This window comes from Streptomyces sp. NPDC013457, from assembly GCF_043089925.1.
Taxonomy (GTDB): domain Bacteria; phylum Actinomycetota; class Actinomycetes; order Streptomycetales; family Streptomycetaceae; genus Streptomyces.
In genome coordinates this window covers 490,999-510,499 of record NZ_JBICBL010000003.1, presented here as the reverse complement: position 1 = coordinate 510,499, position 19,501 = coordinate 490,999, and the positions used below count along the sequence as shown (strand labels likewise).

At 71.6% G+C, this 19,501-nt stretch carries 18 protein-coding genes; 4 read left to right on the top strand and 14 right to left on the bottom strand.

Going from position 1 to position 19,501, the window contains the following annotated elements; translation table 11 throughout:
• Positions 1–169: 169 nt before the first annotated feature.
• Complete coding sequence (locus ACF1G2_RS11145) at positions 170–898, top strand: helix-turn-helix domain-containing protein (RefSeq protein ID WP_391797999.1); 729 nt, start codon at positions 170–172, stop codon at positions 896–898.
• Positions 899–920: 22 nt separating this feature from the next.
• On the opposite strand, the gene ACF1G2_RS11140 is transcribed toward ACF1G2_RS11145, so the two are convergent.
• Positions 921–1,838: an N-acetylglucosamine kinase gene (locus ACF1G2_RS11140; RefSeq protein WP_391797998.1), complete on the bottom strand. Its 918-nt coding sequence runs from the start codon at positions 1,836–1,838 to the stop codon at positions 921–923.
• A 75-nt stretch (positions 1,839–1,913) separates the two neighbouring features.
• Here ACF1G2_RS11140 and ACF1G2_RS11135 point away from each other — a divergent pair, with 75 nt between their 5' ends.
• Positions 1,914–2,762 (top strand): MurR/RpiR family transcriptional regulator, encoded by an 849-nt coding sequence (locus ACF1G2_RS11135; protein WP_391797997.1) that lies wholly within the window; start codon positions 1,914–1,916, stop codon positions 2,760–2,762.
• A 99-nt stretch (positions 2,763–2,861) separates the two neighbouring features.
• On the opposite strand, the gene ACF1G2_RS11130 is transcribed toward ACF1G2_RS11135, so the two are convergent.
• The 10 genes from ACF1G2_RS11130 to uvrC all read right to left on the bottom strand — a co-directional run bounded on the left by ACF1G2_RS11130 (position 2,862) and on the right by uvrC (position 15,328).
• Positions 2,862–3,197 (bottom strand): RNA polymerase-binding protein RbpA, encoded by a 336-nt coding sequence (locus tag ACF1G2_RS11130; protein ID WP_003976875.1) that lies wholly within the window; start codon positions 3,195–3,197, stop codon positions 2,862–2,864.
• A 77-nt stretch (positions 3,198–3,274) separates the two neighbouring features.
• Complete coding sequence (secG, locus tag ACF1G2_RS11125; RefSeq protein ID WP_137990086.1) at positions 3,275–3,505, bottom strand: preprotein translocase subunit SecG; 231 nt, start codon at positions 3,503–3,505, stop codon at positions 3,275–3,277.
• A 112-nt stretch (positions 3,506–3,617) separates the two neighbouring features.
• On the bottom strand, positions 3,618–4,373 hold the full coding sequence (gene tpiA, locus ACF1G2_RS11120) for a triose-phosphate isomerase (RefSeq protein WP_391798138.1): 756 nt from the start codon (positions 4,371–4,373) through the stop codon (positions 3,618–3,620).
• 30 nt (positions 4,374–4,403) lie between these two features.
• Positions 4,404–5,615 carry a phosphoglycerate kinase gene (locus tag ACF1G2_RS11115; RefSeq protein ID WP_391797996.1) on the bottom strand — a complete coding sequence of 404 codons (1,212 nt, stop codon included), beginning with the start codon at positions 5,613–5,615 and terminating at the stop codon, positions 4,404–4,406.
• Positions 5,616–5,725: 110 nt separating this feature from the next.
• Complete coding sequence (gap, locus tag ACF1G2_RS11110; RefSeq protein WP_352186288.1) at positions 5,726–6,736, bottom strand: type I glyceraldehyde-3-phosphate dehydrogenase; 1,011 nt, start codon at positions 6,734–6,736, stop codon at positions 5,726–5,728.
• A gap of 226 nt (positions 6,737–6,962) precedes the next feature.
• On the bottom strand, positions 6,963–9,926 hold the full coding sequence (locus tag ACF1G2_RS11105) for a M14 family zinc carboxypeptidase (RefSeq protein WP_391797995.1): 2,964 nt from the start codon (positions 9,924–9,926) through the stop codon (positions 6,963–6,965).
• Between the two features lie 194 nt (positions 9,927–10,120).
• Positions 10,121–11,110 (bottom strand): DNA-binding protein WhiA, encoded by a 990-nt coding sequence (gene whiA / locus ACF1G2_RS11100; protein WP_352186290.1) that lies wholly within the window; start codon positions 11,108–11,110, stop codon positions 10,121–10,123.
• The gene (gene yvcK, locus ACF1G2_RS11095) at positions 11,101–12,123 is read right to left on the bottom strand and encodes a uridine diphosphate-N-acetylglucosamine-binding protein YvcK (RefSeq protein WP_391797994.1); all 1,023 of its coding nucleotides are present in this window, start codon (positions 12,121–12,123) and stop codon (positions 11,101–11,103) included. The genes whiA and yvcK overlap by 10 nt, the downstream gene beginning before the upstream one ends.
• A complete protein-coding gene (gene rapZ, locus ACF1G2_RS11090) occupies positions 12,120–13,094 on the bottom strand; it encodes an RNase adapter RapZ (protein WP_352186292.1) in 975 nt (324 codons plus the stop codon). Before rapZ ends, yvcK begins: the two co-directional genes overlap by 4 nt.
• Entirely contained in the window at positions 13,091–15,328 is a 2,238-nt protein-coding gene (uvrC, locus tag ACF1G2_RS11085; protein ID WP_391797993.1) for an excinuclease ABC subunit UvrC, read from the bottom strand. The genes rapZ and uvrC overlap by 4 nt, the downstream gene beginning before the upstream one ends.
• A 58-nt stretch (positions 15,329–15,386) precedes the next feature.
• Between uvrC and ACF1G2_RS11080 the strand changes: the two genes are divergently transcribed.
• Positions 15,387–16,163, top strand: coding sequence for an SDR family NAD(P)-dependent oxidoreductase (locus ACF1G2_RS11080; protein WP_391797992.1), 777 nt, complete (start codon positions 15,387–15,389; stop codon positions 16,161–16,163).
• Positions 16,164–16,387: 224 nt separating this feature from the next.
• Here ACF1G2_RS11080 and ACF1G2_RS11075 read toward each other — a convergent pair whose 3' ends face one another.
• Together ACF1G2_RS11075 and ACF1G2_RS11070 are read right to left on the bottom strand one after the other, a co-directional pair.
• On the bottom strand, positions 16,388–17,167 hold the full coding sequence (locus ACF1G2_RS11075; RefSeq protein ID WP_391798137.1) for a hypothetical protein: 780 nt from the start codon (positions 17,165–17,167) through the stop codon (positions 16,388–16,390).
• 5 nt (positions 17,168–17,172) lie between these two features.
• On the bottom strand, positions 17,173–17,769 hold the full coding sequence (locus ACF1G2_RS11070) for a papain-like cysteine protease family protein (protein ID WP_391797991.1): 597 nt from the start codon (positions 17,767–17,769) through the stop codon (positions 17,173–17,175).
• Positions 17,770–18,016: 247 nt separating this feature from the next.
• Here ACF1G2_RS11070 and ACF1G2_RS11065 point away from each other — a divergent pair, with 247 nt between their 5' ends.
• Entirely contained in the window at positions 18,017–18,946 is a 930-nt protein-coding gene (locus ACF1G2_RS11065; RefSeq protein ID WP_391797990.1) for a hypothetical protein, read from the top strand.
• Between the two features lie 63 nt (positions 18,947–19,009).
• Here ACF1G2_RS11065 and ACF1G2_RS11060 read toward each other — a convergent pair whose 3' ends face one another.
• Positions 19,010–19,435, bottom strand: coding sequence for a Rieske (2Fe-2S) protein (locus tag ACF1G2_RS11060; RefSeq protein ID WP_391797989.1), 426 nt, complete (start codon positions 19,433–19,435; stop codon positions 19,010–19,012).
• Positions 19,436–19,501 lie beyond the last annotated feature (66 nt).

The window sequence follows — 19,501 nt, the reverse complement described above, 5'->3', positions numbered from 1 at the left end:
ATGACATCGGCAACACAGTCGTTGCGCTTCAACTGTGTTATTGCAGGTAAGAGCCGGGAAATCGTTGCAACAGTTCTGAACGCAACGCAACAACACTCGTTCAGTTCGTTGCAATGAATCGCGGTGAACGCTATGCTGGCGATCTCTACGGATCATGAAGGAGACCGCGATGCCCGGAGGCAGGCTCACCCAGCCCGAACGACAGCAGATCGCACTGGGACTGGCCGACGGCCTCGCCTACGCCGAGATCGCCAGGCGCCTGGGACGCCCGACCTCCACGGTCACGCGTGAAGTGATGCGCAACGGCGGCCCCACCGCCTACCGCGCCGACCTGGCCCACCGCGCGACCGAGCGCCGTGCCCACCGCCGCAGGCAGGCCACGCCGTCGCAGGCACCCCCGCAGGCCCACGGTCGCGACACCGAAGCCGCACGCGAGTACGAGGAGGTGTTCACCACCGTGATGATGCAGTCGGGCATGCCCAAGATGATGTCCCGGGTGATGGCCTCTCTCTGCCTCGCCGACTCGGGCAGCCTCACCGCGTCCGAACTCGCCGGACGTCTCCAGGTCAGTCCGGCGTCCGTCTCCAAGGCCGTCACGTTCCTCGAAGGCCAGGGCATGATCCGCCGGGAGCGCGACGAACGCCGCCGCGAGCGCTACGTCGTGGACGACGACGTCTGGTACCAGTCGATGATGGCCAGCGCCCGCTCCACCGCCCACATAAGCGACATCGCGCGGCAGGGCGTCGGCGTCCTCGGCTCCGGCACCCCCGTCGGCAACCGCCTCGAGAACATCGCCCGCTTCCTCGACCACGTCTCCGAAAGCACCGCCCGCGCGGCGGAACAGGCCCGCGCCATCCTCCACACGAAGCCCGAACCGGGTCCGGACAGCACCGACTGAGCCGCCTCCGGACCGCTGCCGCCTACCGGAGCCGGGCCAGGGCCACCGCGCCCGCCAGACCGTCCGGCACCGGGGACGGGACCAGACCCGCCGCCTCCACCCGCTCGGCGAAACGCGGCAGCAGCGGGCCGCCAGGCCCCAGCAGGCCTCCCGTGACGACCAGCGGCTCGCCCGGACACGGCGCCAACGCGCCGATGGTGGACGCCAGTTCGTCCGCCGCGCGGTCGAGGAGGGAGCCCGCCGTCGCGTCCCCGGTCCGTGCCGCCTCCACCACGAGGGGGCTGAGCGCCGCGAGACGTACGGGGTGGCCGCCGAATCCGTACCCGACGACGGCCTCCTTGGTCAGTGCCCCGCACACCTCCCCGACCGCCTCCGTGAGGCTCGTGGCCGGGCCGCGGCCGTCCAGCGAGCGCAGGACCGCTCGGAGCGCCTCTCGCCCGAGCCAGTACCCGCTGCCCGCGTCGCCGAGGAGCCAGCCGTCCCCGTCCGCGGTCCGAACCACCCTGCGCCGCTCCACCCGCGCGGCGGCGGCGCCGGTGCCCGCGATCAGCACGAGCCCGTCCGCCGGGGCGCCCGGCCCGGAGGCGAAGGCGATGTCCGCGTCCCCCACGACCTCGACCCGGTCCGGGGCCACGCCGACACCGGACAGCGCCGCGGCGAGCGCCGAACCGGCCTTCTCGACCCCTCCACCGGGCCCGCCGCCCGCGAAGCCGGCGACGACGGAGACGACCGCGCCCGCCCCGCCGCGCGGCACGGCGCCCCGCACGGCCCGCGCCAGGTTCCGTACGAGATCGGCGGAGGCGACGCTCAGCACGTTCCCCGCGCCGCCCACGCCCTCCCCGAGCACCGCGCCCGTCCCCGCGTCGGCGAGCCGCGCCCTGGTCCGCGTGCCCCCGGCGTCGATCCCGAGCACGCACGGCTGAATCCCGGATTCGTTCATCAGCCCGCATGGTGGTTGATAGATTCACCGCTCGACAAGACCCGCGCACCAGGCAGGGCAGGAGGGAACGCGCCCGTGATCACCACGCTGATCCGCTCCGAACTGCCCCGCATGTCCGGTTCTCTGCGCAAGGTCGGCGTCTGGGTCCTCGACGCTCCGGACCGCGTGGCCGGGGTCTCCGCCGCGGAGCTGGGCCGCCGCACCGGCACGTCCCAGGCGACCGTGACCCGCTTCTGCCACGCCCTCGGCCTCGGCTCGTACCAGGAGTTGCTGCTCGCCCTCGCGCAGGAGCGCGGCGAGAACGAACGCGGCGGACAGGAACAGCCCCTGGGGCCGGACATCGGCCCCGACGATCCGCTCGACCAGGTCGTCGCCGCCGTCGCCCAGGCCGACCTGGGGGCGCTGCGCCGCACGGCCGAGCGTCTGGACCTCGACGCGCTGGAGCGGGCCGCGCGGATCCTCGCCGACGCCCGCCGCATCGACGTCTACGGCGTCGGCGCCTCCGGCGTCGTGGCCCTGGAGACCGAGGCGCGGCTCTTCAGCATCGGCTGCGACGCCCGCGGCTGGACGGAGGTCCACGCCGCGGAGACCTCGGCAGCGCTGCTCACGCCCGCGGACGCGGTGGTGGCGCTCTCCCACTCGGGCGCGACCCGCGAGGTCCTCTCGCCGCTGCGGCTCGCGGCCGAACGGGGCGCGCGGACCGTCGCGGTGACCGGCGACCCCCGCTCCCCCGTCGCCCGCGCCGCCTCGCTCCATCTGACGTCGACCTCGGCCGAGACCGGCTTCCGGCGCGGCGGCTTCGGCACCCGGCATTCGGTGCTGCTGATCCTGGACTGCCTCTACGCGCGCGTGGCGCAGCTGACGTACGCGCGGGCGACCGCCGCGATGGCGCTCACCGCGCACATTCCCGGCAACCACCGCTGAAACGGCAACCACCGCCACAGTGGGCGGCGTACGCGAACGGGCTCCGCCCGCGAACCGAGTTCGCGGGCGGAGCCCGTTCGTCACACCGTCACACCACGCTCAGATCTCGCCGCGCAGTTTGGCGAGCGCCTCCGCGAGGATCGCCTCGCCGTCCGCGTCGCTGCGCCGCTCACGCACGTACGCGAGGTGCGTCTTGTACGGCTCGGTGCGCGGCGGGTCCGGCGGGTTGTCCCGGTCCTGACCGGCCGGGAAGCCGCAGCGCGGGCAGTCCCACGTCTCCGGAACCTGTGCGTCACTGGCGAAGCTCGGCTGCGTCTCGTGCCCGTTCGAGCACCAGAAGGAGATGCGGAGGCGCGGCGCCGACTCGCCCCGCTCGGCCTCCCCCATCGGCCCCGCTCCGACCCGGCTTCCCCGGATCGCGTTGCCACTTGCCACGGTCGTAACTCCCTGCGTGATGGTGCTCGAAGATGCCCCAGTCTACGTAAGGCCCAACGCGCGTCCAGTGATTGGAGTTACACGTCCAACTTCATCAGAAGCGCAAGTACGACAATGCACGCGAACCACAGCAGACCGACCACGACGGTGATGCGGTCCAGGTTGCGCTCGGCAACCGAGGATCCACCGACGGACGACTGCATGCCACCGCCGAACATGTCGGAGAGGCCGCCGCCCTTCCCCTTGTGCATCAGCACGAGCAGCATCAGCAGCGCGCTGAAGACGATCAGGGCGATCGAGAACCCCATAACCACGGCTGGACCAACTTCCTCGGACTTATACGGACGGGGGCCGGGCATCTCGCGCCCGACCCCCGCAAGGGTACGACGGATCGTCGCTACCGCCTACTCACCGATCAGGTCACTGATCCCGGAAGCGGACGATCTTGACGAACTCGTCGGAGTCCAGCGCCGCGCCGCCCACCAGGGCACCGTCGACATCGGGCTGCGCCATGATCGCGGCCACGTTTCCGGCCTTGACCGAGCCGCCGTACTGGATGCGGACCTTGTCGGCCAGCTCCTGCGAGTACAGCTCCGCGAGACGGCCGCGGATCGCCCCGCAGACCTCCTGCGCGTCCTCGGGGGTGGCGACCTCGCCGGTACCGATGGCCCACACCGGCTCGTACGCGATCACGATGGACTCGGCCTGCTCGGCCGGGAGGTCCTTCAGACCGCCGTCGAGCTGGTTGAGCGTGTACTGGACCTGCTGTCCGGCCTTGCGGACGTCCAGGCCCTCGCCGACGCAGAGGATCGGGGTGATGCCGTGCTTGAACGCGGCCTTCACCTTGGCGTTGCAGATCTCGTCCGTCTCGGCGTGGTACTGCCGGCGCTCGGAGTGGCCCACGGCGACGTAGGCGCACTTCAGCTTGGACAGCATGAGGCCCGAGATCTCGCCGGTGTACGCACCGGAGTCGTGCGCCGAGATGTCCTGGGCGCCGTACTTGATCTTGAGCTTGTCGCCGTCGACCAGGGTCTGGACGGACCGCAGGTCGGTGAAGGGCGGCAGGACCGCGACCTCGACGGCGTCGTAGTCCTTGTCGGTCAGCGCGAAGGCGAGCTTCTGGACGTGGGCGATGGCCTCCAGGTGGTTGAGGTTCATCTTCCAGTTGCCCGCCATCAGCGGGGTGCGGGTGCTGCTCACAGGTGTTCAGTCCTCCAGTGCGGCGAGGCCGGGGAGCGTCTTGCCCTCGAGGTACTCGAGGGAGGCGCCGCCGCCGGTCGAAATGTGGCCGAAGGCATTCTCGTCGAAGCCCAGGGTGCGGACCGCGGCGGCGCTGTCGCCACCGCCGACGACGGTGAAGCCGGGGCTGTCGAGCAGGGCCTGCGCGACGGCCTTGGTCCCGCCCGCGTAGTCGGGGTGCTCGAAGACACCGAGGGGGCCGTTCCAGAAGACGGTCTCGGCGTCGGCCAGCTTCGACGCGTACAGCTCACGCGTCTTCGGGCCGATGTCGAGGCCCTCCTTCGTCGACGGGATCTTGTCGGCGTCGACGGTCTCGAAGTCGGCCGGGGCCTTGGTCTTCAGGTCCGGGAAGTCCGAGGAGACGAGCACGTCGACCGGGAGCACGAGCTCGACGCCGTTCTCCTCGGCCCGCTTCATGTACTCCTTGACGGTCTCCACCTGGTCCTTCTGGAGCAGGGAGATGCCGACCTCATGGCCCTGGGCGTAGAGGAAGGTGTACGCCATGCCGCCGCCGATGAGGAGACGGTCGGCCTTGCCGAGCAGCGCGTCGATGACGGCGAGCTTGTCGGAGACCTTGGCGCCGCCCAGGACGACCACGTACGGACGCTTGACGTCGTCGGTCAGCTTCTTCAGGACGCCGACCTCGGTGGCGATGAGGTAGCCGGCGGCGTGCGGCAGCCGGGCCGGGAGGTCGAAGACCGAGGCGTGCTTGCGGTGCACGGCGCCGAAGCCGTCGCCGACGTAGACATCGGCGAGGGCGGCCAGCTGGTCCGCGAACGCGCCGCGCTCGGCGTCGTCCTTGGAGGTCTCGCCGGCGTTGAAGCGGAGGTTCTCGACGACGGCGACCTGGCCGTCGGTGAGGCCGGCGACGGTCGACCGGGCGGATTCGCCGACCGTGTCGGTCGCGAACGCCACCTCGGCGCCGAGCAGTTCGCCGAGGCGCGCGGCGGCCGGGGCGAGGGAGAACGCCGGGTCCGGGGCACCCTTGGGGCGGCCCAGGTGCGAGGCGACGACGACCCGGGCGCCGGCGTCGGCGAGCGCCTTGACCGTGGGCAGGACGGCGCGGATGCGGCCGTCGTCGGTGATGGTGGTGCCGTCGAGCGGCACGTTGAGGTCGGCGCGGACGAATACGCGCTGGCCGGCGACGCCTTCGGCGAGAAGCTCGTCGATGGTCTTCATCTTCTACTGACTCCTTGGTACGCGGTGAAGCACACGAGACAGGGCTCGCACAGCGCATCATCGCGCTGTCCGAGCCCTGTACTCACATCGAGGTGCCGGTTCCGGAGGCTTTAGAGCTGGTTGCCCACGAAGACGGTGAGGTCGACGAGGCGGTTCGAGTAGCCCCACTCGTTGTCGTACCAGCCGAGGATCTTCACCGAGTTGCCCTCCTGGACCATGGTCAGGGAGGAGTCGAAGGTGCAGGAGGCCGGGTCGCTGACGATGTCCGAGGAGACGATCGGGTCCTCGGTGTAGAAGAGGATGCCCTTCAGGTCGCCGTCGTCGGCGGCCTTCTTGAACGCGGCGTTGACCTCGTCCTTGGTGACCTCGCGCTGCAGCGTGACGACCAGGTCGGTGGCCGAACCGGTCGGGACCGGGACGCGCATGGCGATGCCGTCCAGCTTGCCCTTGAGCTGCGGGAGGACCAGGGCGGTGGCCTTGGCGGCGCCCGTCGTGGTCGGGATGATGTTCTCCGCGGCGGCGCGGGCGCGGCGCAGGTCGGAGTGCGGGAAGTCCAGGATGCGCTGGTCGTTGGTGTACGCGTGGACCGTGGTCATCAGGCCCTTGACGATGCCGAAGTTCTCGTCGAGAACCTTGGCCATCGGCGCCACACAGTTGGTGGTGCAGGACGCGTTCGAGATGACGTGGTGGTTCGCCGGCTCGTACTTGTCCTGGTTGACGCCCATGACGATGGTGATGTCCTCGTCCTTGGCCGGAGCCGAGATGAGGACCTTCTTCGCGCCACCGGCGATGTGCTTCTCGGCGTCGGCCTTCTTGGTGAAGATGCCGGTCGACTCGATGACGATGTCGACGCCCAGCTCGCCCCAGGGGATGTCGGCCGGGTTGCGCTCCGAGAGCACCTTGATGGTGTGGCCGTCGACGGTGATGGTGTCGGCGGTGTGGGTGACCTCGGCCTTGAGGCGTCCCAGGATCGTGTCGTACTTCAGCAGGTGAGCAGTGGTCGCGGTGTCACCCAGGTCGTTGACAGCCACGATCTCGATGTCGGCACCCTGCTCAAGGAGCGCCCGGAAGTAGTTGCGACCGATGCGGCCAAAGCCGTTGATGCCTACGCGGATCGTCACGAACCGATCTCCTCGTGAGAGTACGCCGGGTTCGACGCCGGCGAGATTCTTTTTTAGGGATGTCCCCGACCGCTTACGACCCTACCTCTCTCATCGGCTCAGAGTGACATCGCGTGCGGTCGAAATGCCTAGTGAAAGCACCGTGGCCCGTTATTACCGGCAGGTTCGGGCCACGGTGCCCATTTCGTCCCGATCACTGACTGTGATCAAAGGTGCGGGTGCCCGCTCAGCCGTGCAGCGTGCCGAGCGCCTTGCGGAGGAGTGCCGTGCGCTGCGCCGTACTCGTGACGTGCTCCAGGCCGAAACCGAGGAGAACGGTGTCACGGGTGGTGACCGCTGCCTGGGAGTGGAAGAGCCCCGCGGACCGGGTCCACTCGGTGCCGTTGCCGGGGCTGCCGGCCGGCGGACCCGGTACGGACCAGGCGCCGAGGGAGGTCTCGAAGCCCTCGCTCTGGCCCGCCGTGCCGCGGACGACGAGCGCGGTGTCGTCGACGAAGGCGCCCATCTCGCCGGTCCCGGGGTCCGAGACGTACGAGATCGACAGCTCGACCTGCTTGCCCGCGTAGGCACTCAGGTCGATCGACGCCTGCCGCCAGCCGTTGGACGGGCCGGTGAAGGCGTGCCAGGCGCCGGTGGTGCCGGTCGTGGCGCAGCCGTCCTCGCCGACGGTCAGGTAGTGGGCGAGGAAGGGGTGGCCCTGGACGTAGTAGCCCTCGCCGCAGTCGGCCGGCTCGGCGGCGGAGGTGCCGCCGTTGGCGTCGGGCAGCGTGGTCCAGTCGTCCTGGCCGACGGTGTGGGCCTCGACGACGAGGTTGTCGTAGCCGGGCTCGGTGTCGTAGCTGACCTGGAAGCGCAGGCTCGGCGCGTCCGCCGCGGTGACGGCGGAGAGGTCGACGGTGCGGCTGAGCCGCGTCCAGGTGTCGTCGACGTGCCGGACGGCGGCGAAGGACGTGCCCTCGTACGGCTCGAAGGGGGTGCGGACGCCCGGGTAGTCGCCGGCGGACCGGCTGCTGCCGAACTGCGGGAACTCCCGCGGCTTCAGGGTGTCCGAGGTGACGGTGTACGCCCCGGCGTTGTCGAGCGGGTTGTCCGCCGCGCCGCCGAGGGTGCCGGTGGCGCCGCCGAATCCGCCGGCTCCGGCGAAGGACGGCGGGCCGTTCAGTCCGGCCCGGTGGTAGGCGCCGAGGTAGTACTGGGCGAAGTCGTTGGACGTCGCCCGGCCGATGTCGACGAGTCCGCCGGACTTCTCACCGGCGTTGACGAGCTTGCCGCCCTCGTTGAGGTAGTCCCGTACGGCCATCGTGACGGGGCCCGAGGGCTCCTCGGCGCCGGTGTACCAGACGACCGTACGGAAGTGGCTCAGCACGCCGAGCGGGTCGGGGGCGCCCTGGGTGGCGACGTCCCAGACGGCGGAGGAGCGGCCGGTGCCGGCGAGCGCCGCCCGGTACGCGGCGGTGTGCCGGGCGGCGGTGGTGCCGCCCTCCTCGGCGAGGACGAGCACGTCGCCGCGGGGCCGCTCGGCCACGGTGTAGGTGAAGGGGGCGGAGGAGGTCGTCCTGCCCTCACGGGTGCGGGCGGTGAACCAGACCTCGACGGTGTCGCCCGGGTCGGCGTCCTCGACCTCGGCCCGGTACTGGTCGAAGTAGAGGTTGTCCTCGCCGCCGTACGTCTCGCCGCCCTCCCAGGCCCGAAGGCGCTCGGAGTGCGTACGGCCGCCGTTGACGCGGTACTTGAGCTCCTTGGACCGCAGCGACCTGCGGGCGGTGACGGAGACCTCCTGGTCGCCGCCGCGGGCGTAGGAGGTGGCGAAGGTGTGCGGGGTGAAGTCCGGCGCGTCGAGGCCGGTGACGGAGACGGGCCGGTCCGGGTGGGCGGCGGTCTCGGCGACGGCGAGCGCGAACGGGACGTTCTTGGCGAACTCCGCCTGGATCAGCTTCTCGTCGTCCGGGAAGGTGAAGACGGAGGCGCAGTCGGCGGGCTCCCAGGCGTCGTTCGGGTCGACGCGGGAGGCGGTGGCGCAGGTCGACATCTCAGGGGTGAACATCTGCATCCCGTTGACGTTCGCCGCGTGTCCGTCGGCCTCGCCGTTGGTGGTGTAGAGCTCGGAGGAGACCTGCGGGCGGTATCCCGGCACGGCGGACTTCTGCGGGGTACCGGCCAGCGACTTGAGCACGACGTCGTCGGGGGTGTCGGTGGCGACCTGCCAGCCGACGCCGTAGAGCAGCAGCTGGGCGGCGGAGTGGTAGTTGATGCCGTACCGGAAGCCGATTCGCTTCTGGAAGGCGTCGAGAGCCTTCGTCTCGGGCTCGGACATCGGGCCGGTGCCGCGGTAGGTCTCGTCGGCCGGGTCGGGCGACGAACCCTCGTTGTCGTAGCCCCACTTGTAGGCGAAGTTGCGGTTGAGGTCGACGCCGTCGCCGGACTGCACGCGGCCGTCGCCGTCGTTGTCGCGCAGGTTCTTGCGCCACTGGCGGTTGGCGGGGTCGGCGTGGGTGAAGTCGTAGCCGTCCGGGTTGGCGGAGAGCACGAACCAGAGTTCGGTGGAGTCGACGATCTTCGTGATCCGCGGGTCCGTGCCGTACCCGTCGAGGTAGTGGTGGAGCAGCCGCCGCGTCATCTCGGGAGTGATCCACTCACGGGCGTGCTGGTTGGACATGTAGAGGGTCGAGGGCCTCGAGCCGTCCCTGACCTTCTTGGCGCCCTTGGTGACCTTGACGGCGAGGATGTCCTGCCCCTTGACCGTCCGGCCGATGGAGACGACCTTCGTGAGGTCCGGGTGGGCCTGCGAGGTGGCCAGGATCTCCTGCTTGAGGCCGCCCGCACCGCTGTACGGGCGGAAGACGCCGTCACCGGCACCCGCGACCCGCTTCTCGGCCCTGGCGGAGAGGGTGTGCTCGGCGAGTTCGACGCCCTTGCCGCGCAGCTGCCCGGCCTGTGCGCCGGTGAGGTACAGCTCCAGCGTGGCGGAGCCCTTCTCGGGCACCTGTTCCGTCAGCTCATGGCCGTCGGTACCCGCTTCGAGCAGCAGCGGTACCTGTTCCTTGGTGACCTTCGCGCGCCATACGGAGACGGCTTCGCCGTCGGTGCCGGCGCTCGCGCTCCGAGGTTGCGCTCCGGCGACGGGTGTCGCCGCCAGTCCCGCGATCAGCAGTGAAGCCGCGGCGAGGATCGCTCCCGCTCTGCGTCTCATAAGCCCCCCTTGCTGTTGTCTGCCACGAAAGTGAACAGACGCCAGGCTGATCATCGTTCATGATCATGTCAAGGGTGCCATGCGGGCCGAACGGGTGCTGCCGGTGCCTCAGAAAGGCACCGGCAGCGGTGAGTTGAGCGACGCGGCAGGCGGAGGGCCGGTTCGGGGCGCCCGGGTCGGGCCGTCCGGATCGGTCAGCCGACGAGGCTGTCGTCCAGCTCCTCCGTCAGGCTGGACTCCGTTCCGGGGATGCCCAGGTCCTGCGCCCGCTTGTCGGCCATGGCCAGCAGACGGCGGATCCGCCCCGCGACCGCGTCCTTGGTCAGCGGCGGCTCGGCGAGCGCGCCCAGCTCCTCCAGGGAGGCCTGCTTGTGCTCCATGCGCAGCCTGCCCGCGGCGGCGAGGTGCTCCGGCACCTCCTCGCCGAGGATCTCCAGGGCACGCTGCACACGGGCGCCCGCGGCGACCGCCGCACGCGCCGAGCGGCGCAGGTTGGCGTCGTCGAAGTTGGCCAGCCGGTTCGCCGTCGCCCGGACCTCGCGGCGCATCCGCCGCTCCTCCCAGGCCAGCACCGACTCATGCGCGCCGAGCCGGGTCAGCAGCGCCCCGATGGCGTCCCCGTCCCGGACGACCACCCGGTCCACACCCCGCACCTCACGGGCCTTCGCGGCGATGCTGAGCCGGCGCGCGGCGCCCACCAGGGCGAGCGCGGCCTCCGGACCGGGGCAGGTCACCTCCAGGGAGGAGGAGCGCCCGGGCTCGGTGAGCGAGCCGTGCGCCAGGAAGGCGCCGCGCCAGGCCGCCTCGGCGTCGCAGGTGGCGCCCGAGACGACCTGCGGGGGCAGGCCGCGGATCGGGCGGCCCCGGCCGTCGACCAGGCCCGTCTGCCGGGCCAGCTGGTCGCCGCCCGCCACCACGCGCACCACGAAGCGGGAGCCGCGCCGCAGACCGCCGGGCGCCATCACGATCAGCTCCGAGCTGTGCCCGAAGATCTCCAGGATGTCCCGCTTGAGCCGACGCGCCGCCATCGCGGTGTCCAGCTCCGCCTCGATCACGATCCGCCCGCTCACCAGGTGCAGACCGCCGGCGAACCGCAGGATCGACGAGACCTCTGCCTTCCTGCAGCAGGTCCGGGTGACGGGGAGCCGGGAGATCTCGTCCTTCACCGCTGCCGTCATCGCCATGGGCCGATCCTTCCATGCATCCGAAAAATACGGTCGTACGCGGCGGCCAACAGCTCCGGATCGTGCTTCGGGAGCCCGTCGGCACGGGCCACCGGCGCCAGCTCGACCGCGGCGCCGAGCCGTTTGGCGGCGTCGGCGAGAGAGTCGCGGTCGGGCACGGCGGCCTCGTCGGCCAGCACCACGTCCAGGGCGAGTTTAGGGGCGTGTCGTCCCAAAACCTCCAAATGACGCTGCGGAGAGAACCCCTCGGTTTCTCCGGGCTGCGGCGCGAGGTTGAGCGAGAGGACCTTGCGGGCCTTGGTCTCGGTGAGCGCGTCGAGCAGTTCGGGCACGAGGAGATGCGGAATCACCGAGGAGAACCAGGAGCCGGGGCCGAGCACCACCCAGTCCGCGTCCCGGACCGCGGCGACGGCCTCGGGCACGGCCGGCGGATCGTTCGGCACGAGGTGCACCGACTGCACCTCACCCGGTGTGAGCGCCACCGTGGCCTGACCACGGACGGTGTCCACATCGTTCGGCCGGTCCGGATCGTGCCCCCTGACCAGGGCCTGGAGCTCCAGCGGGACGGCCGACATCGGCAGCACCCGGCCGTGCGCGCCGAGCAGCTTGCCGACCAGGTCCAGAGCGAGGACATGGTCGCCCAGCTGCTCCCAGAGCGCGACGATCAGCAGATTGCCGACCGCGTGCTCGTGCAGGTCCCCCTTGGACTGGAAGCGGTGCTGGATGACCCGGGCCCAGGTCTGCCCCCAGTCGTCGTCCCCGCAGAGCGCGGCGAGCGCCTTGCGCAGATCGCCCGGCGGGAGCACCCCCAGCTCCTCCCGGAGCCGGCCGCTGGAGCCGCCGTCGTCGGCGACGGTGACGACGGCGGTCAGATCGCCCGTGATGCGGCGCAGTGCGGCGAGGGAGGCCGACAGGCCCATGCCCCCGCCGAGCGCGACGACCTTGGGCTGGGTGCCGCGCCTACGGAGCGTACGCACCGAGAGGGTGGACGTACGCCGACGGTACGGCTTCACTCGCGCCCCATGTCCCGGTGGACGACGACGGTCTCGACCCCTTCCGCGGCGAGGCGGGCGGCGAGCTTCTCGGACGTGGCGACGGAGCGGTGCTTGCCGCCCGTGCAGCCGACGGCGATGGTCACGTACCGCTTGCCCTCGCGGCGGTAGCCCGCGGCGATCAGCTGGAGCAGCTCGGTGTAGCGGTCGAGGAACTCCTTGGCCCCGGGCTGGTTGAAGACATAGGCCGAGACCTCCTCGTTGAGCCCGGTGTAGGGCCGCAGCTCGGGGACCCAGTGCGGGTTGGGGAGGAAGCGCATGTCGACGACGAGGTCGGCGTCGACAGGCAGCCCGTACTTGAACCCGAAGGACATGACGGTGGCCCGCAGCTCCGGCTCCTCCTCGCCGGCGAACTGGGCGTCCATCTTGGCGCGCAGTTCGTGGACGTTGAGGCTGGAGGTGTCGATCACCAGGTCGGCGTCGCCGCGCAGCTCGCGCAGCAGGTCGCGCTCGGCGGCGATGCCGTCGGTGATGCGGCCGTCGCCCTGGAGGGGGTGCGGCCTGCGGACCGACTCGAACCGCCGGACCAGGGCCTCGTCGGAGGACTCCAGGAAGACGATCCGCCGCGTGACCTGCTGGGCGTCGAGCGCGGCCAGGGACTCCCGCAGGGCGTCGAAGAACTGCCGGCCGCGGACGTCGACGACGACGGCGATCCGGGCGACGTTGCCCTGGGAACGGGCGCCGAGCTCCACCATGGTGGGGATCAGCGCGGGCGGCAGGTTGTCGACGACGAACCAGCCGAGGTCCTCCAGGCACTTCGCCGCGGTGGACCGGCCGGCGCCGGACATGCCGGAGATGATCACCAGCTCGGGGATGGCCGCCGTGTCGGCGGTCTCACCGGCCTCCTTCGTGCCCGTACTCACGTGTCCTGCTCCGTCTTCTCGCTGCTCTTCTTGCGTTTCTTGCTCTGTCTGGCGGTCGTGCTCGGTCATGCGGTGGTGCCCCCGTCGTCTTCCATGATCTCTCCTGTTGCCGTATTCACGGCGGGCGCGGCCGGGGCCGCCTGGGCGAGAGCCACGGCGACGGCCTCGGCCGTCTTCCTGCCCATGCCGGGCACCTCGCAGATCTGCTCGATTGTCGCCTGCCTGAGCCGCTTCACCGAGCCGAAATGCTTGATCAACGCCTGTTTGCGGGTATCGCCGAGGCCGGGGATCGCGTCCAGGGGGCTGGTCCTGATGCGCTTGTTCCGCTTCGAGCGCTGGTAGCGGATGGCGAAGTCGTGAGCCGTGTCACGTACCCGCTGGAGGAGGTAGAGACCCTCGCTGGAGCGGGGTAGGACGACCGGATCGTCGTCGCCGGGCAGCCAGACCTCCTCCAGCCGCTTGGCGAGGCCGCAGACGGCGATGTCGTCGATGCCCAGCTCGTCCAGGGCCCGCCGGGCGGCGGCGACCTGGGGCTGGCCGCCGTCGACCACGACGAGCTGCGGCGGGTACGCGAAGCGCTTGGGACGCCCGTCGTCGACCGGCACCTCACCGGAGCCGGCGGTGTCCGTGTCCGTGCGGACGCGGACACGGTCCGCCGAGAGCTCCTGGCCCCGGCTGCCGTCCGCCGGGGCGCCGGCGGACCCGGCAGGGGCCGTCAGCGCGTCCACGGGCCCGGCGGGGTCCGTCAGCGCGCCCGCGGACCCGGCAGGGGCCGTCAGCGCGCCCACGGGCCCCGCGGGCTCCGTCAGCGCGTCCACGGGCCCGGCGGGGTCCGTCAGCGCGTCCACCGCGTCACCGTCCGCGTCGACGGCCACGCCCTCGGGGCCCCACTCGCCCGTCTTCTCCTTCTCGACGAGGTAGCGCTTGAAGCGGCGGCTGATCACCTCGTGCATCGAGCGGACGTCGTCCTGCCCCTCGAAGCCCTTGATCTGGAAGCGGCGGTACTCGCTCTTGCGCGGCAGCCCGTCCTCGAAGACGACCATGGACGCCACGACGTCCTGCCCCTGGAGGTGCGAGATGTCGAAGCACTCGATCCGCAGCGGCGCGGAGTCCAGGTCCAGTGCCTCGGCGATCTCCTCCAGGGCACGGGAGCGGGTCGTCAGGTCGCTGGCGCGCTTGGTCTTGTGCAGCACCAGGGCCTGCTGGGCGTTGCGCGCGACCGTCTCCATCAGGTCCTTCTTGTCGCCGCGCTGCGGGACGCGGAGGGAGACCTGCGAGCCCCGGCGGCCGCTCAGCCACTGGGTGACGGCGTCGGCGTCCTCGGGCACGGCCGGGACGAGGACCTCCCGGGGGACCGCGTCGCCGCTCTCCTCCCCGTACAGCTGCTGGAGCGCGTGCTCCACGAGGCCGGCCGTGGAGACCGCCTCCACCTTGTCGGTGACCCAGCCGCGCTGGCCGCGCACCCGCCCTCCCCGGACGTGGAAGATCTGGACGGCGGCCTCCAGCTCGTCCTCGGCGAGCGCGATCAGGTCGGCGTCGGTGGCGTCGGCCAGGACGACGGCGTTCTTCTCCATGGCGCGCCGCAGCGCCCCTATGTCGTCGCGGAGCCTGGCCGCCTTCTCGTACTCCATCTCCTCGGCCGCCTCCATCATCTGCTGCTCGAGGCGGCGGATGTACGTGCCGGTGCGGCCGGCCATGAAGTCGCAGAACTCCTCGGCCAGTTCGCGGTGCTCGTCCGGCTCGACCCGGCCCACGCAGGGGGCGGAGCACTTCCCGATGTAGCCGAGGAGGCAGGGGCGCCCGGCTGAGGCGGCGTTACGGAACACACCGGCGGAGCAGGTCCGTACGGGGAAGACGCGGAGCATCAGGTCGACGGTCTCGCGGATGGCCCAGGCGTGGGCGTACGGACCGAAGTAGCGGACGCCCTTCTTCTTGTGGCCGCGCATGACCTGGACGCGCGGGAACTCCTCGTTCAGGGTCACCGCGAGGTAGGGATAGCTCTTGTCGTCGCGGTACTTGACGTTGAACCGGGGGTCGAACTCCTTGATCCAGGAGTACTCCAGCTGGAGCGCCTCGACCTCGGTCGAGACCACGGTCCACTCCACCGAGGCGGCCGTGGTGACCATCGTGGCCGTGCGCGGGTGCAGGCTCGCGAGCGGCTGGAAGTAGTTCGCCAGCCGCTGACGCAGGGACTTCGCCTTCCCGACGTAGATCACCCGGCGGTGCTCGTCGCGGAACTTGTAGACCCCCGGCGAGTCGGGGATCTGCCCCGGCTTGGGGCGGTAGCTGGAGGGGTCGGCCATGCTCCCCACCCTACTGGCGGGGGCCGACACTCAGACCGCGTGCGCTCGTTGGCCGGACATGACGACGGAGACGACGGAACGGGCGACGCGGCGGCTCGCGGGCCGGGTGTGCGTGATCACGGGGGCGGCCAGCGGAATCGGGCGGGCGACGGCGCTGCGGTTCGCCCGCGAGGGCGCGCGGGTGGTGGCCACGGACGTGAACGCGGAGCGGCTGGCCACGCTGGGTGACGACCCCGGCATGGCGACGGTGGTCGGGGACGTGGCGAGAGAGGAGGACGCGCGTCGGATGATCACGACGGCGGTGGAGCGGTTCGGGCGGCTCGACGTCCTGGTGGCGAACGCCGGGGTGATCCCGCTCTCGGACATCACGGAGGCGACCGGCGAGGACTGGGACCGGGTCATGGCCGTGGACGGCAAGGGCATGTTCCTGACCTGCAAGTACGCGATCGAGGTCATGGCCGGGCAGGAGAGCGGCGGGGCGATCGTCTGCACCTCGTCGATCTCCGGGGTGGCGGGCCAGGCCCGCCAGGCGGTCTACGGCCCGGCGAAGTTCGTGGCCTCGGGGCTGACGAAGCACCTGGCGGTCGAGTGGGCGGGGCGCGGGATCCGCGTCAACGCGGTGGCTCCGGGCACGATCGAGACGGAGCGGGTCGCGGCGGCCCGCACGGAACCGGGCGGCCCGGAGTATCTCTCGGAGATCGTCGAGCTCCACCCCATGCACCGCTTCGGCACCCCGGACGAGGTGGCGGCGGCCATCCTCTTCCTGGCCTCGGACGAGGCGTCCTTCATCACGGGTGTGGTCCTGCCGGTGGACGGCGGCTACCTGGCCCGCTGAGCGCGGGGGCGGGCCGCTGCGCGGGGCTCGTTCCCCACCCCGCCCCTTCCCGTAACCGGGGCTACGCCCCGGACCCCGCGCCTCAAGCGCCGACGGGGCTGGATTGCGGGGCTGCGCCCCGTATCTCAGCCCGTCCGGCGCTTGAGGACGCGGCCGAAGGCCGGACGGGGCCTGGGGGCTTGCCCCCGGTTCGGGAAGGGGCGGGGTGGGGAAAGAAGCAGGCTCTACGCGCGGTCGCTCAGGCGGGCCCGGCGGCGCCACGCACGCGTGGCGATCAGGCCCAAGGCCAGTGCCGCGCCCGCGCCCGCCGTCGTGGACGCCGCCGTGACCCAGGGCTCGTCCTGGGCCGCGGCAGGCTCGTCGTAGCCGCCAGCCGCGCCCTTCCGCGCGTACGCGGAGGCCGGCAGCTTGTCCCCGTACGCCGTCACGACCCGTTCCCGGTACGCGCCGAGGCTCGTCCCGTTCCGGCCCACCGCCCGCACCGCGTCCTCGTCCAGCGGCAGCACCTTCGCGCCCTTCTGCACGTACCACGCGTCGATCTGCGGCTCGCGGAAGACGATCCCGCCTGGCAGGGCCCGCGCGCCCTGCACCGCGTACCGGATCTCGTCGTCTCCGGTGGCGATGTTCACCACCTGCCACGCCCCGTCCGCCCCCCGCGCGGTCCACAGCGAGGCGGTCTGCCCGTCCGAGGCGACCGCCTTGCTCGCGTGGAACTCGACGCGGGCGACGGGCGCCCCCGCCTTCCCGGCCACGAAGTCCGGGGACAGGACCCGCACGGGGACGGACGCCCCCTCGATCCGGGGCCGCGCCGCCGCCCGGGCGACGGCTCCGTCGCGGGCGAAGAACCGGGAGAGCGTGTCCAGGGTCGCGGGGGCGGACGCCGCCTTCTCCGGCGTCGGCGCAGGAGGAGGCGTGCCGGCCGCGGCGGCCGGCACGGCGCCGAGGGCGACGAGGGCGGCGGCGGACAGGAGTCCGGCGCCGGCCGCGCGTACGTGCACCTTCATCGTCGTCACGCCCCTATCCGGTAGAGCGAGTGGGTCCAGGAGAACGACCCGTTGTTCACGTACCAGGCGTGCGAGGCCCAGTTGTAGCGGTCGCTGGAGGGCCAGGGGTCGCCCCAGTACACCCAGCTGTTCGCGTCGTCGTAGCCGTAGATCACGTGCATGTGACCGCCGCCGCTCGCCCACTGGATCCGTGTCTCGATCGGGCGGTCGGCGTTGATCTCGGTCTGCACGGTCGAGTAGCGCAGCCAGCCCGTCACGTACGAGCCGGGGCTGACGCCCGCCCAGCGCAGGCCGGTCTGCACGTTGCCGAGCGTGGCCTGGTCGTTGGGGCAGTCGTAGCCCTGCTGGCGGTTGAAGGCGGCGTTGCAGAACTGGTTCTGGCTGTAGTTCCGGCCGAACCACGTGGCGATCGTGTTGCCGCTGGCGGCCCAGCACCAGTTGGTCTTCTGCTGTGCCTGCATGGTGATGTTCAGTCGCTTGTACGCGAGGGACGCTTGGGTGGAGACGTCCTCGCCCGTCGGCGCGGCGGTCGCCGACGTCATGGGGAGCAGGAAGAGGGCGGCAGCGGCGAGCGCCGCCAAGGACAGCTTTCTACTGCGCATCGCGTTCCTCCCGAGACGGGGGGTGTGGGGATGTGTGGGGGTGTGGGGGGTGGAGGAGCGCGTCCGGACGCTGCCCTGGAGCATCGAACGTTGTCCGGATCGGGTCAACACGCTTCAATGCGGGGTGACGGCGGCCTGTGAACGGTGTGACCCGGTTGTGAACACGCGCCCTGCCGTCACCTGCGGGCGGGCCCCCGGCGGCACGGCGGCCCGCCCCCTTCACCGTGAACGTTCACTGAGGAGTCCCGTGGGGCACACCGAGGCCGATCTGGCGCAGTTGCTGCACACCGGGCCGTTCCATCTGGCGCTGCGCACGGCTTTCGCTGTGCGGGGGCTGCCGCTCCAGCGGGTGCAGCACCATCTCGCCCACCGGGGGGTCAAGGTCGGGGTGACCAGCCTCAGTTACTGGCAGCAGGGCGCACGCCGGCCGCAGCGGCCGGAGTCGATGAAGGCGGTCCGCGCGCTGGAGGAGGTGCTGCAGCTGCCCGGGAACTCGCTGATCCGCCTGCTGGCCGAGGACGCGGCGGCGCGCGGTGACGTGGAGCGGCCGGCCGCCCGCTCGTACCGCTCGCTGGTGGAGGCGTCGGGGGCGGTGGAGGAGCTGCTCGCCGGCCTGGAGTCGCCGGTCGACGGGGGGCTGCACACGGTCGGCCACCACGAGCGGGTGCGGATCGGGGCGGGGCGGGAACTGGTGGGGCGGGACTCCCAGCACGTGGTGCGGGCGCACCGGGACGGGATCGACCGCTATCTGGCCATCCACCACGGCGATCCGGGCTGCGACCCGTCGCGGGTGGTGGTGCGGGCGACGGAGAACTGCCGGACGGGGCGGGTGCGGTGGCACGCCGAGACGGGTGTGCTGGTCGCGGAGCTGCTGTTCGACACGCGGCTGCGGGCCGGGGACACGTACCTCTTCGGCTACGGCTTCGAGGACGGCACCGGCGGTCCGAGCGGGGAGTACGTCCGGGGGTTCAGCTTCGCCGGCGGGCAGTACGTGCTGCAGGTGCGGTTCGACGAGGCGGCGCTGCCGGTACGGTGCCGGCGCTTCGCCCAGGCGTCGGCGGGCGCGGCGCGCGGTGGCCGCTCGGATCTGACACTGAGCGGGCGGCACCGCGCGGTGCACCTGGTGGAGCAGGGCGTACGGCCGGGGCTCCTGGGGATCGACTGGGACTGGTCGTAGGCGCTGCTCGTAGGCGCTGGGACTGCTCGTAGACGCGGTGGCCGCCCTGCTCCCTCCGGGCTCCTACGCCTCCGGGCCCGCGACGAGCTTTCCGCCCTCGACGCGGACCGGGACCTCGGGGAGCGGGACCGTCGCCGGGCCCTGGAGGGCCTTGCCGGTGGTCACGTCGAAGCGGCTGCCGTGGCAGGGGCAGTTGCCCTCGTTGTTCTCGATCTTGTCGAGCACGCAGCCCGCGTGGGTGCACTGGGCGCTGAAGGCCTTGTACCGGCCCTCGGCCGGGCAGCTCACCAGAACGCGCTGTTCGCGGTAGAGCTTGGCGCCGCCGACGGGCACCTCCTCGGGGGCTCCGAGGGTCACCGGGGCGGTCGGCGTGGGGACCTGGGCATGTCCGAGCTTGGAATCCGTGGAGCAGGCGGCGACGCCCAGCCCGGCGGCACCGGCGAGCGCGGCGCCCTTCAGTACGGTGCGGCGGCTGGACTGGCCGGACATGAGCGCTCCACGGGTGCGATCGGGACATGGGGTGACCGAACCGACGATACCGGCGCCTCCGCACCG